The organism is Vibrio gelatinilyticus (assembly GCF_022836845.1).
Classification (GTDB): domain Bacteria; phylum Pseudomonadota; class Gammaproteobacteria; order Enterobacterales; family Vibrionaceae; genus Vibrio; species Vibrio gelatinilyticus.
Genome location: NZ_JAJNNZ010000004.1, coordinates 282,666 through 295,767, shown reverse-complemented (window position 1 = coordinate 295,767; position 13,102 = coordinate 282,666). Strand labels below are relative to the sequence as shown.

At 43.1% G+C, this 13,102-nt stretch carries 13 protein-coding genes; 7 read left to right on the top strand and 6 right to left on the bottom strand.

Annotated features, from left to right (window positions below; translation table 11 throughout):
* The first annotated feature begins 188 nt into the window (after nt 1–188).
* Entirely contained in the window at nt 189–1,055 is an 867-nt protein-coding gene (locus LNL84_RS07390; RefSeq protein ID WP_244356411.1) for a DNA ligase, read from the top strand.
* Nucleotides 1,056–1,103: 48 nt separating this feature from the next.
* On the opposite strand, the gene LNL84_RS07385 is transcribed toward LNL84_RS07390, so the two are convergent.
* A complete protein-coding gene (locus tag LNL84_RS07385; RefSeq protein ID WP_244356409.1) occupies nt 1,104–2,150 on the bottom strand; it encodes a DUF3080 family protein in 1,047 nt (348 codons plus the stop codon).
* Between the two features lie 120 nt (nt 2,151–2,270).
* On the bottom strand, nt 2,271–3,641 hold the full coding sequence (locus LNL84_RS07380; protein ID WP_244356407.1) for an MATE family efflux transporter: 1,371 nt from the start codon (nt 3,639–3,641) through the stop codon (nt 2,271–2,273).
* An 87-nt stretch (nt 3,642–3,728) separates the two neighbouring features.
* Here LNL84_RS07380 and LNL84_RS07375 point away from each other — a divergent pair, with 87 nt between their 5' ends.
* Nucleotides 3,729–4,340: a riboflavin synthase subunit alpha gene (locus LNL84_RS07375; RefSeq protein ID WP_244356405.1), complete on the top strand. Its 612-nt coding sequence runs from the start codon at nt 3,729–3,731 to the stop codon at nt 4,338–4,340.
* A 60-nt stretch (nt 4,341–4,400) separates the two neighbouring features.
* Here LNL84_RS07375 and LNL84_RS07370 read toward each other — a convergent pair whose 3' ends face one another.
* A complete protein-coding gene (locus tag LNL84_RS07370; RefSeq protein ID WP_244356403.1) occupies nt 4,401–5,273 on the bottom strand; it encodes a fructosamine kinase family protein in 873 nt (290 codons plus the stop codon).
* 173 nt (nt 5,274–5,446) lie between these two features.
* Between LNL84_RS07370 and LNL84_RS07365 the strand changes: the two genes are divergently transcribed.
* Nucleotides 5,447–5,791 carry a DUF3802 family protein gene (locus LNL84_RS07365; RefSeq protein WP_244356401.1) on the top strand — a complete coding sequence of 115 codons (345 nt, stop codon included), beginning with the start codon at nt 5,447–5,449 and terminating at the stop codon, nt 5,789–5,791.
* Between the two features lie 26 nt (nt 5,792–5,817).
* On the opposite strand, the gene LNL84_RS07360 is transcribed toward LNL84_RS07365, so the two are convergent.
* A complete protein-coding gene (locus LNL84_RS07360) occupies nt 5,818–6,288 on the bottom strand; it encodes an NlpC/P60 family protein (RefSeq protein ID WP_244356400.1) in 471 nt (156 codons plus the stop codon).
* 233 nt (nt 6,289–6,521) lie between these two features.
* Between LNL84_RS07360 and LNL84_RS07355 the strand changes: the two genes are divergently transcribed.
* Nucleotides 6,522–8,564: a methyl-accepting chemotaxis protein gene (locus LNL84_RS07355; protein WP_244356398.1), complete on the top strand. Its 2,043-nt coding sequence runs from the start codon at nt 6,522–6,524 to the stop codon at nt 8,562–8,564.
* A 21-nt stretch (nt 8,565–8,585) separates the two neighbouring features.
* On the opposite strand, the gene LNL84_RS07350 is transcribed toward LNL84_RS07355, so the two are convergent.
* A complete protein-coding gene (locus LNL84_RS07350) occupies nt 8,586–9,374 on the bottom strand; it encodes a sterol desaturase family protein (RefSeq protein WP_244356397.1) in 789 nt (262 codons plus the stop codon).
* An 86-nt stretch (nt 9,375–9,460) separates the two neighbouring features.
* Here LNL84_RS07350 and LNL84_RS07345 point away from each other — a divergent pair, with 86 nt between their 5' ends.
* Complete coding sequence (locus LNL84_RS07345; RefSeq protein WP_244356395.1) at nt 9,461–10,195, top strand: tRNA-uridine aminocarboxypropyltransferase; 735 nt, start codon at nt 9,461–9,463, stop codon at nt 10,193–10,195.
* A gap of 170 nt (nt 10,196–10,365) precedes the next feature.
* A complete protein-coding gene (nagK, locus tag LNL84_RS07340) occupies nt 10,366–11,277 on the top strand; it encodes an N-acetylglucosamine kinase (protein WP_244356393.1) in 912 nt (303 codons plus the stop codon).
* Here nagK and yegS read toward each other — a convergent pair.
* On the bottom strand, nt 11,274–12,230 hold the full coding sequence (gene yegS, locus LNL84_RS07335; RefSeq protein ID WP_244356392.1) for a lipid kinase YegS: 957 nt from the start codon (nt 12,228–12,230) through the stop codon (nt 11,274–11,276). The two genes, nagK and yegS, sit on opposite strands and share 4 nt — an antisense overlap.
* 216 nt (nt 12,231–12,446) lie before the next feature.
* Between yegS and queE the strand changes: the two genes are divergently transcribed.
* Nucleotides 12,447–13,097, top strand: a complete 651-nt coding sequence (gene queE, locus LNL84_RS07330; protein WP_244356634.1) for a 7-carboxy-7-deazaguanine synthase QueE — start codon at nt 12,447–12,449, stop codon at nt 13,095–13,097.
* Nucleotides 13,098–13,102 lie beyond the last annotated feature (5 nt).

Genomic DNA, 13,102 nt, shown 5'->3' with positions numbered 1-13,102 from the left:
CACGCCACGCCACGCCACGCCACTTTAATTCATACAAGAATGTAATTGAGATAACACTAATGCATTGTATTGAGTTCGCTACTTCATGTATTCGATTTAAATAACTGATTGTGTTGTCCAACTTCTAAACAATAACAAGTTTCAATGAAACACTAAGCCGAGCAATTGGATTGTTAGAAGGATTAAAAATGGACAGTACAACAAGAACAAAATTTATGACGCTTCCAGTCTTGTCTTTAGTAATGTGCGTAAACCAAAGCATTGCTTATGAATATGTGTACCCAGCCCCATCAATTGTGAACGCCACTCACTATCATCAGGGTTTGATGGTTGGTGATTATTTAGTCAGTGAAAAGCTTGATGGAGTGCGAGCTATATGGACGGGTAGTCAACTAGTGACTCGAAGCGGCAGGGTGGTGGCTGTACCAAGTTGGTTTAGTGAAAACCTGCCCTCAGTGATGTTGGAAGGGGAGTTATGGGCTGGCCGTGATGGTTTTTCTATGGTGCAACGAACAGTGCTGGATGGTAAGCCCGATGAACAGGCGTGGCGACACATATCTTTTATGTTGTTTGATGCTCCCGGGCATTTGGGATCGTTTAAATTAAGGCATCAGTTTTTACTAAACTTATGTGAATCGTTAGAAGTTGAACATATTCAGTGTTTGAAACAATATCATTTTGCCACTCACGAAAAGTTACAACAGCACTTACGGCAGGTAACGGAACAAGGTGGCGAAGGATTGATGCTTAAGTCAATCAAGAGTCCCTATCATCCCGGTAGAAACGATACTCTGGTGAAAATGAAGGTTGCGCAGGATGCTGAGGGTGTCGTGGTAGGCTATAAAGCGGGGAAAGGAAAGCACCATGGAAAAATGGGCGCTATTTTGGTTGAGATAGAGGAGGGCATACGCTTTTATATTGGTAGTGGGTTCAATGAGGACGAGCGTAAGTTGCCTCCCAAAATCGGTGAAGTAATTACTTTTCGCCACAATGGCTGGACAATAAATGGCATCCCAAAGTTTGCTCGCTATCATCGAGTGCGAACCGTGGAGTAGCGCTCACTCCGTGCCAAGCATACGGTTCTTCTTCTGGGCATGTATTGGTCAGTTTATTCGAACACTTTGAACTGAAGTGTTACATCGTTTGAATAGCTTTGACCAGTATTTCACATGGTTACGATTGGCAATTATAAACATCGAATATGACTTTTTAAGAGGGTAATCAATGCGCGGCAAATTGACTGTTTGTTGTGGTTCAAAGACGCTCAACTGGCTAGCAATGATCTGATACTGGCGGTCAAGAAAGGAAACATAAGGTTGTACCTCTTGGACATAGTAGCGATTAAAAACGTTCACCATATACTTGAATTTTGTCGTGTTGGCATTTTTACCACAGCGTATTTTGCTGTCGTGCTTATTGAGCTGCGCTGTTGTGATGTTTAACCACTGCGTTGTTGTCTGCAAGGAGTAGGTCAATTTTCCGAGCAAAGCTACTTTGTCTAACATTTCTTGATAGTCAGATATTTTGACGACTTGATAATCACTATTTAAGTACGATTTCTCGATGATATCTTTTTGAATAATAGAAAGTTGTACGAGTGCAGGCTTAATCATTTGCGTTGATATGTTGTTTTCATTTGAAAGCCAAGAGCCGCCCGAAAGTTGCTGCCTCATTGTTTCGCTTGTAAAAATTAAATTGAAATAATGAAGATGGATCTGACCTATTTTTTGCTGCTGAATGGTTGTTAGCTGTTCGTGAAGTTCGGGTTCTAACTTAGCTTCAGATAAACATGACTGAAGACCTGCAATCAATTGTATTTGATAGTCAAAGTCACGAAATGGGTCGGCAACCTTACCGAGAATGGAGTTTTTGTTAGCAATGAGCTGAAAGAGCCCACATTGCCTTAATTGATAACTATCAATAAGCCCCACAGTGACTCGTTCGATAGGTTGTAATAGTTCCCTTTTGTTTGGCAACTCAATGGGGAGACTTTGGGGAGGGGAAAGAGGGGCTTCATCTTGTACCGATGCTATCCGATTTAAGTACTCCTGCAACACAGGCTGCTTCGACGTTGAGCTAAAGCAGCCTATTAATACCAATGTTGCAAAGACAGCAATAATGCTATGACGAAGAATTGAGCGATAATGCATAAAGTTTACCATCTCAAGTGGACGTTATCTTACTACGTAACTTTAGCGCTTAATGGTCATTTTTACTCGTCAACGAGTCATCGAAAACACCCAAAAACGATGGCCGGACGGTCATGCTTTTCATCGCTCTGCGAATTCCAGTAGTGTCGACTTATCTTGACGATGCAACCATAAAAGTCGTAACCCCAGCATAAACGCTGCACTAGATAGGCCCGCTATAAACCCTACCCAGAAACCAAAGGCACCCATTGCTTCTGTGAGCCAGTTTGTCATACCTAAAACATACCCAAGGGGAAGACCGATCCCCCAGTAGGCAATGAATGTGCAATTAAAAATTGCCCTCATGTCTTTATAGCCTCGCAATGCTCCAGCAGCAATGACCTGAATGGCGTCGGTACATTGATAGACAGCGGCAAGCAACAGCAATTGCATAGCCAGTGCAATGACTTGTTGATTGTCGGTATAAAGTGCAGTAATCGATTCACGAAACACGATAGTTAGAATTGCTGTGGCTATTGCCGATAGAAGACCAACCATAATGCCGACCCTTGTTGATATGGCAGCTCCTTCAGTATCCAGCTCACCGAGTTTGTGACCAACACGAATACTTACAGCGGCACCAATACTCATCGGGATCATAAATACCAGTGACGAGAAATTCATAGCGACTTGGTGGGACGCGACAATTAAAGATCCTAAAGGGGCGATCAGTAGAGATACCACCGCGAAAAGAGTGACTTCAAAAAACATCGCGGCAGCGATAGGAAAGCCGAGCCTAAACAGTCGCGTAATAGCTTTATAGTCAGGCTTGTACCACTGCACAAAAAGTTTAAGGTGTTTTAAGCGAGAGGCCGTGAGTACATAGATAAGAAGTAGTGCGAACATGATCCAATAGACAATGGTCGTCGCGATACCGCAACCAATCCCACCGAGGTTTGGAGCGCCAAATTTGCCGTAAACGAAGATCCAATTTAAAGGGACATTCAGAGTCAGTCCAATAAAGCCAATGACCATAGCAGGTTTGGTTAACGACATACCATCAGTCAGGCTTCTAAGAACCTGAAATAACAAAAAAGCGGGCACCGAAAACATAACGGCGTAGATATAGCCAATGGTTTTTTGTGCCATGATGGCTTCGATATTCATCCACTCTGTGATACTTTTCGTGAGCAGCAAGACACAGATAATAGGAATAGAAATCAGCAGCGCAATCACAGCGCCTTGTTGGATCTCATAGGGGATTTGAGTTTGTTTATTCGCGCCATTGAGTTGTGCAACGACAGGAACGAGAGCCATAAGTAGCCCTATCCCGAATAAGATAGAGGGTAACCAAATACTGGCGGCAATAGAGACTGCCGCCATGTCTATGGCGCTAACCCCACCAGCCATGATGGTATCGACAAAGCCCATACCAGTTTGAGCGATAGATGCGATAAGAACAGGGGAAGCCAATTTGATAAGGTTGGACGCTTCTTTCTGATAACGTTGCACAAAAATACTCCAAGCGCGTTGATTTAGCTCGTGAATGATAGTCGCTGTACTGAATTGATGCCATGATTAATTTTAGGAAAGAATTAAATGTTTACAGGAATTGTACAAGGTACTGCAATAATTGAGTCGATTGACAAAAAAGTGGCGTTTCAAACACATGTTTTGCAACTGACGGACTCGCAAAGAGAGGGATTAGAAATCGGTGCTTCAGTGGCGCATAACGGGTGCTGTTTAACAGTGACATCAATTGATGGCGGGAGAGTGAGTTTTGACCTTATGCAAGAAACATTGCATGTTACTAACCTTGGAGAGTTAAAGGCTGGAGATTCGGTCAATATAGAGCGAGCTGCTAAATTTGGCGACGAAATCGGTGGTCACTCTATGTCAGGTCATATTTCGCTGCAAGCACCAATTATTGACATCGTCCGAACAGATAACAATACGACGATCTGGTTTGAGCTCCCTATAGAGTCCATGAAATACGTGTTAGCGAAAGGCTATATAGGTATTGACGGCTGTTCACTAACGATCGGTGCGGTCGAGGAGAATCGCTTTAATGTTCATTTGATTCCAGAAACGTTACAAAGGACTTTATTTTCTAAGCGAAGTGTTGGAGACAGAGTGAACATAGAGTTTGACCCACAAACTCAAGCTATTGTGGATACCGTTGAACGAGTATTAGCTGCGAAACAAGTATGAACATAAAAAGAGCCTAATGATATTATCATTAGGCTCAAATTTAGCGCACAAAAAACGAACTTAAAGAGCTGATTTTTGGATCTTTGAAATTAGCGTTTCTGCGTGCTCCATGTATTCGCCACCAAATATTTGGCAGTGATTGAGTACGTGATATAGGTTGTAAATGTCTTTACGTAATTCGTAACCGGGTTCAATCGCAAGAATGGATTCATAGCCTTCGTAGAAATCAGGTTGGAAACCCCCAAATAGCTCTGTCATGGCCAAATCACATTCACGGTCACCCCAATAACTCGCAGGGTCATAACATAGTGGCCCAAAGGCTGTTTTAGCGACATTTCCATGCCACAAGTCACCATGCAATAAAGATGGTTTTGGGTTATGTCCATGTAGCAAGTCGCTTATCAGTTCAACAAACGTTTCAATATCAACAAACTTAATGTCTTTTTCTTTTAGTAGCTGGAGTTGCCACCCGATCCGTTGATCTGAAAAGAAGCGATTCCACTTCTTGTGCCAGTTATTAGGCTGAAGCGTGGTACCAATATAGTTATCGTGATCAAACCCGTATTCTTTTTGCTCACCCCATTTGTGAAGCTTGGCGAGGTTTTGGCCAAATAAAAAGCTTTCAGTAGGTAAATCCAATGGTTTAACAGGGATGTAATTGAGGATAATAAAAGAGCATTCTTTGGTTGTACTGATAAGCACCACTTCAGGAACGGAGACCGTTGAGGTCTCTCGCAGCGCCCTTAGGTTAAGTGCTTCGATTTCAAATTTTGGGAGGAAATCTTTCTGATTAATTTTGACAAAATAGCGTTGCTCCCCGTCACTGATCATATAGCATTCATTGATGTCTCCACCGAGCATCTTGGTTCGCTCTTTGATTTTAAACTCAAAGAGAAGCGTTTCAGATAGTTGATCCGAGATTGCTTGCCACATAGATTTCTCCCACCATTCAACCTAAGGCTATTTTAGAACATTATTGTTGATATAACATGTTGTCACTGCACAGAATTATAGAATCGTGATGACAAAAACGAAGACTAGATTTACAAACACGATAACGGTTTGGTATTGTTGATATTAATAACGCTAAGTATAGGAGAGTTATCGTGGTAGTGGATACCGACGGCTATCAAGCTTTGGTTGAGCATTTAGCGATGAATTTAGATGTCTTTACTTCTCAACAAGGAGATACTGGTAAAGAAAGTATTGAGGACGTGGCGACAGATATGGTAGCGTCAAACATAATGAGTGTGTTTGAGCAAAACCCAGAGTTACATTCTTCCGTGCGTTTTCAGCTATTAAAAGAAGTGGATCTAGTGATGGCTGACCTAGAAGAAGTATTTGCAAATGTTTGGTCGCAAAAAGCCACCAATGAGCAGGTGGTTTTTTTAGATGAATATATCGCATTGCTAAAAAATTTGTTTGATACCGCAGTTGCCAAATACGATTAAGGAGTTATGTCCGAGTCGATTTTCGCTCACTGAACTCGTCTGAATTGCCAAAATGTCGATGCCCAGTAGGGGTTATCAAGCCTTGAAATGACAACACCTTTAGATGTAGACGCATGCATGAAGGCGTTGTTGCCAATGTATATCCCCACATGCCTTAGTGAACGACCTGTCTTAAAAAAAACCAAATGGCCAGTTTGAGCCTCATTATAGTCAACGCGTTGGCCGTATTTAACTTGCTGAGCCGTAGTGCGCGGTAAGGCGAGTGCATAGGCGTCTTTAAAAACGGCTTGAACAAATGCAGAGCAGTCAACGCCATTTAAACCTGTTCCTCCCAAGCGATAGGGTACCCCCTGCCATTTTTGATATTCTTCAAGAAACTTCGAACTGTCGATTTCGTTGTAATGTATCTGTGAAGATGCGATGTGTGTTGGCGTGCTAGAGCAGCCAGCAAGAGCCATGACTAGCAGCGAAAAGTAACAACATTTATCTATCTTCATCTTTTTTCCTACACGGGACGTTACGCATTTATCTATTGTCGTCGCTAACTGTCATATTTATGACTTACTATCGTCATAAGAGCGTCATAACTGCTTACTAGCATTAGAGCGAATTTACATTAAATCATAGAGTTATCGATCGGCCATTATCTAACCACATTATAGTTCAGGTTTGGTCAAGAGATCGTAGCTTTATCCTTGTGTGATAACTTCTAAACAGCAATGGAATTTCTATGAGTGCGCCTAAAAAAGAGAAAAGGACATTCTCTTTAATCTCAACCCTAAGCATAATATTTCTAATCATCGGTTCATCTTTTGTGTCCTTGAGCTTTATTAGTATCAATGGACTGATTCAAGTTAAGCAACAGTTCGATACTCTTTCTAGTAAAGCTTTGCCTTTAGCTCTTGGCAACGCGGCATTGACAAAAGGAGTACTAGAGCAAGTTAAGTTACTCAACTATGGTACACAGCTAGACTCTAACAATGAACTTGATGCAATAAGAAATAAAATAGACGAGATAAAAACGAGTAACCAGCAACGTATACAGGAGCTGCTGGGAATGGCTTCCAAACTCTCTACTGCTGTGACCCCACAACAGCAACAGCAGCTGGTGGAAAAGATCCAAACTCTCGAGAATCTAACTCAGGATATTTTGATTTATCAATCCGAGATCCTAGTGATGAAATCCAACATCGATAAACAAGTTGTTGGTTTTCGATATGGGCTTAGTTCGATAGGGCCTGAAATGAATCGTATAAGTCTGCTTTTTAACTCTGACAACCCTATTGTCTTCGACGCGGCTAGTCGATTTATTGCTAGTGCAAGTTCAATGGAAAGTACTTTTCTGGTGTTAATGATGCAAAGTGAACTTGAAAAAGCAAAAGATGAGCATCAAGAAATGCGCAACAGAATCGCAGGCATCAACCTTGCGTTTGAAGATTTTATAGAGTGGCACCCGGAAATTGAAGAATTTACCAGCCTGACAGCGCCTTATCAGATGGTAAGGGAAGGGTTTTCAACCGATGGCGTATTGCAGCAGATACTGAGTAAACTGGCGAGAGAAGAAAAACAGAAAGTACTTTTGCAACGTGCGAGTGGATTGGCGAACGAGACGGCTTTATTACTTGATAATATTTCGGCAACCGCAGATAGCCTAATTGCTGACAGTCAGAAAGTAGTGAACATGACAATTGCGACCAATCGCAACATACTGTTCAGTTCTAGTGTATTGCTAGTTAGCGTGGTTCTAGGCTTATTCTTGTTTCTCAGAAAGTGGATCAAACGCTCTCTCAAGCGCATCACAAAGCAACTAGCCAAGATCTCAGAGCATGACTTATCAGGAAACGTGGAGGTTCTCGGTCCAACTGAAATCCAGAATATCGCTACAAAGTTGAATATCGTAATTGATTCGACACACGATTCGGTGGCAGTGGTGACTAGAAACTGCGAAACCTTGTATCAAACTGCTGAAATTAGCCACAGTGCAGCCGAAGAGTCGCGAGAGAGTTTAAAGTCCCAAAACAGCGCATTAGATATAATGGTATCGACAGTCACAGAGCTAGAAGCATCAATTTCTGAAATCGCTCAAGTCACTCAAGCGACACTCCAGGATTCTCAGCAAGCTAGCCACTTCTCACGTGTTGGGTTAGAAGCTGTAGAAGGTAATCGAAGTAGACTCGAAATGTTAGCAGCGACCTTAGACAGTAACGAGCAGTCGATGAGTAAACTCGATGGGCGTGTAAAGCAAATCCAAGAAATGGTCGATTTGATCAGTGGGATAGCTGATAACACCAACTTACTGGCATTAAACGCGGCAATTGAAGCGGCACGAGCGGGTGAAATGGGGCGTGGTTTTGCGGTTGTGGCTGACGAAGTACGCAAGTTAGCCAGCGATACTTCCGAGCAAACAACCAATATAAGGGACATGATGGACGAGTTGATACGAGCGTCAGAAAACTCAAGAATTGCGGTCGCTGAGTCGAGACAAGAAATGGTCAATGCCATGCTGTCGGGAGAGGGAGTAAAGTCCTCATTTTTAGATATCGAGCGTGCGATTGGAATGATCGCAGATCGTGTAGAGCAAGTTACGGTGGCGACCAACCAGCAACAACGAGCAACAGAAGAAGTCGGTAAAGCCATTGTTCATGTATCGGATCAAGGCGAGATGACGGATCTGCAGTTGACTTCTATGGTAGAGAGTTCTGAGCAGGTTGCTGATATAGCAGGTCATCAACAAGCCATGCTACATAAATACCAATTAAAAACATCATGTTAACTGGATGCAACTTAGCGGTTTTTATTGATTACGAAATGGCTGTGTTAGTAACCTATCAAGGCGCTGCTCGGAAACATCTTTAAAGATGGGAAGGCCTATTTCTACATGACGGTGCCCTTTTTTTGGCTGCGCAAGGTAACTGGTAAATAGGTAATCCCAGATTGAAAGAAAGAAGCCAAAATTAGAATGGGTCTCGTTAGGAATGACAGAATGGTGAACTCGATGGAAATCGGGCGTGACCACCAGCTTTCGGATAATCCTATCCGCTTGTTTGGGTAAATAGCCATTGCTGTGATTAAACATAGCGCTGCCATTGAGCAATATTTCAAAAATAAGTACAGCTATCGGAGAGACGCCAAGCACCATAATCGCGGAAATCTTTATCCACATCGATAGCCAGATTTCTATCGGGTGAAAACGAGCACCGGTTGTGACGTCTATATCACGGTCAGCGTGATGAACACGGTGTAAGCGCCACAGTAATGGTATTTTGTGAAACATTCGGTGTTGCCAATAAATTAGGCAATCAAGTAGTAGTACAGATAGGACAATATTGACTGAAAGTGGCGAGTCCAACCAATTTAATACGCCAAAGTTGGATTGCGAGGCAAGACTCGCCGCTTCAATAGCAAGTATTGGCATGACAATCGCTAATATTACGGAATTCAATGCGACCAAGCCGAGGTTGCTTGGCCAGCGAAGCCAACGTGAACGCGTGCGTGCTTTTCTAGGAAATAGCCATTCCCATGATGCACACAGAGCAAAAACCGCTAAAAAGAAAGTAAGTCTAAGTATTTCTGCAAATTCCATCTGTACAGTTCTCTTGTGAAGTGAGTCACGTCACGGTTACAATCACGCCATTGTTCACCACAACCTTTATAACGCCGCGAGATAACATGAGAATACACGCCTTTCATCGGTTACTGCAATACCGACAGTCGATAGCGACCAAACCATTTAAGGCAAGAGGCGCTAAGGTCAACCGTTGTACGTATTGTCAGGTCGCAAAACAATATTGTATTTGCGAACATCAGCCTAGCATCGAGTCAAAATTTGCCGCTCTCATTATTCTCTCAGAGAACGAAGTGTGTAAACCGAGCAACACAGGACGTTTGATTTTAGACGTCATCACTGATGGTCATGCCTTTCAGTGGAATCGGACGGAACCTCAATCTGAGCTCATCGACTTAATTAATCATGCAGAGTATCAACCCATTATTGTGTTTCCTGAAGAGTATGTGGATGATAAACAAAGATTGGTGTCTTCAAGCAAGACGTCAGCTTTTAACAACAAAAAGCCATTGTTTATTTTTCTTGATGGTAGCTGGCGTGAGGCAAGAAAAATGTTTAGAAAGTCAGATTATTTAAGTGATTTGCCCGTGTTATCTATTAAACCTGACGCGTTATCTAACTACATCATGCGAAAATCGGACAATGATGCCCACCTGGCAACAGTAGAAGTCGCGAGCCTGGTTTTTGGTCAATATGGTGAGCCTGGGACTGAAAAGCTACTTTCATCTTGGTTCGAGGTGTTTAAAGAGACCTATATGATGAGCAAAACTCGTTATTCATCGGATCCAACTCGTCCTGTCTTAACAAGCTTCCTAAATCGTGATAAATCTTTGGACTAGAAACGAGAGATGGCTCTAAGACTAGGCTATTGTGTGTCGACTTATTGACCAGATAGAGACGAATAGCAAATAAATTGGTTATTTGTCACAGTTTGAAGGGGTAGGGATATGGATAATGCCCTAAGATATGTGTTTTTACCTCGAATTGAGGGAATTAGGGAGAGATTTTCATGTTTTACGGCTTTGATGTCGGTGGCACCAAAATTGAGTTTGGCGCATTTAACGAAAAATTGGAACGTGTCGCTACAGAGCGAGTTCCAACACCTGGTGACGACTACCAACTGCTACTTAACACACTTGCTGGGCTCGTGGATAAATATGACGCTGAATTTGGCGTGAAAGGCAAGGTTGGACTGGGCCTACCAGGAATGGAAGATGCCGATCATGGCACGGTATTAACCGTTAATATTGCTTGCGCTAAAGACAAACCGCTGCGAACCGATCTAGAAGCTTTGATTGGTCGTGAGGTTAAGCTCGAGAATGACGCGAACTGCTTTGCTTTATCAGAAGCATGGGATGACGAGCTAAAAGATGAACCTTCGGTCATGGGGCTGATTCTGGGAACGGGCTTTGGTGGCGGTCTTATCTATGAAGGCAAGGTCTTCTCAGGTCGAAATAATGTAGCAGGTGAGCTTGGTCATATGCGCTTACCGATAGACGCATGGTTCTTACTTGGAGAAAAGGCACCATTACTGGATTGTGGCTGTGGAAAAAAAGGCTGTTTAGATAATTATTTATCCGGTCGAGGCTTTGAGTTACTTTACGCACATTACTATGGCGAGAAAAAGAAAGCCATTGATATTATCCAAGCACGCGAGCAAGGTGACGCTAATGCTGTTGAGCATGTTGAACGCTTTATGGAACTATTAGCGATTTGTTTTGCCAATATTTTCACAGGGAACGATCCGCATGTTGTCACGTTAGGTGGTGGCCTTTCTAATTACGATTTAATTTATGAAGAAATGCCAAAACGTGTGCCTAAATATCTGATGTCTGTTGCTAAGTGTCCGAGAATTTTAAAAGCGAAACATGGTGATTCGGGCGGTGTTCGTGGCGCAGCATTCTTGAACATTAAAGACTAAAATGTTAACGACAGTAATTTAAAGGCGACGTAGAGTCGCCTTTTTTCAAATCTGCCTGCACCGAGTATGCCACAGGAATTGGGCAAAACGAGCTTAATGGCACTTGGCATAACTGTGAAAGTAATATCTCGAGTTTGAATCGGCTCTCCGTCTAGATTAATTGGCATAACGTCTTTTGATTGCCAACGAATACTCTTCACCTGATTACGTTTAACAAACTGTCCAGTAAAATGTTCTTCCTGCATTAGCTCGTCGATGACCTGTGGAATATCACTAGGCTCAAACTCTTCCAGTGATACCACCTCAATGAGCCCATCATTGATCAGTGCTCTTGGTGACAGTTGCTGTCCTCCGCCAGCCATACGCCCATTGCAGATGGCACCAATGACAACGCGACTGGCAACCTGCAGCCCATCGTAGAAAGCGTCCCCCTCAAACGGACGAAAATTGATAGCCTGTACTAGGCCAGAAAGCGTATACGCGCCGCCACCAAGAAAGTTTTTAAGAGCGAACGGAGTATTAGCAGTCACTTGCGCCCCAAAACCGGCGGCAGCGATGTTGATAAAATATCGGCTATTGGCTTTGACACAATCTACTGGATGGGCTTGACCATTAAGAGCGAGTTTTAAAGCATCATAAGGAGATTGTGTGGGTATTGAGCAAGCCGTTGCAAAATCATTGGCAGTGCCAAGGGGAAGTATGGCAATATCAATATCTTGTTGGCCAGTTTGCATGATCGCGTCGACGACTTCATTTACCGTGCCGTCACCGCCACCAGCGATGACACGTTGACAGTGCTCCTGAGAAGCTTCAGTGACGAGTCGAGCGATATCTCCAGCTTCCCAGGTAGTCCTCACTTCTAGGTCGAAACCTTCATCTCGAAGGCAATGGACAGCTTGCCTAATGCTTTCTTGCGATGCTTTTTTTCCATTAAGTAACAAACGTGTTTTCATAACGCCCCTTTGAATATAATCCTTGTTGTGGACAGAAGACGCCAAGTCACCCAATTTAATTGCTGAAAGTTTTGCTTGTGGCGGCTCAAAAAGTACGGCCACTCAGTGTCATCGTCGTCAAAAAGTTGATCTTGTGCCAAGCATCCTTTATGGTCTTTCACAACTTATATAGATGACCACAATTCAATGAGCTTAACCACATATAAAATTAATGAAATGTTCGAGACAATACAAGGTGAAGGTGTCTTTACTGGGGTACCCGCAGTCTTCGTAAGGCTTCAGGAGTGCAATGTAGGCTGTGCTTGGTGTGATACACAGCAAACCTGGAGTGCTGATCCAAAAGATGAACGAACATTTGCTGAAGTTATTGCAAAACAAGGTGATGTGCCAACTTGGTGCTTGGCCAGCGCTGACGATGTGGTTGCTCAGTATCAGTTTCTAGGCTTCACCGCTAAACATATCGTTATTACTGGTGGTGAGCCTTGTATGTACGATCTCCGTGATTTATGCGCCGCTTTCGAAAAACTGGGATGTAAATGTCAAATAGAGACCAGTGGTACGTCTCCAGTTCTAGTCTCAGACTCCACCTGGGTGACAGTGTCACCTAAGGTCGCTATGAAAGGAAAGCTAGAGGTTCTAAAAAGCGCGCTTGAGCGAGCCAATGAGATCAAACATCCGGTTGCAACCAGCAAGGATATTGATCAATTAGACGAGCTGATAAACAGTGCAGTTATCCAAGATAGTGTCGTCATTGCATTACAACCCATCAGCCAAAAGGACAGGGCGACGCAACTGTGTATGGAGACCTGTATTGAGCGAAACTGGCGATTGTCAGTGCAAACGCATAAGTATTTGAACATTGCCTAGTAGCA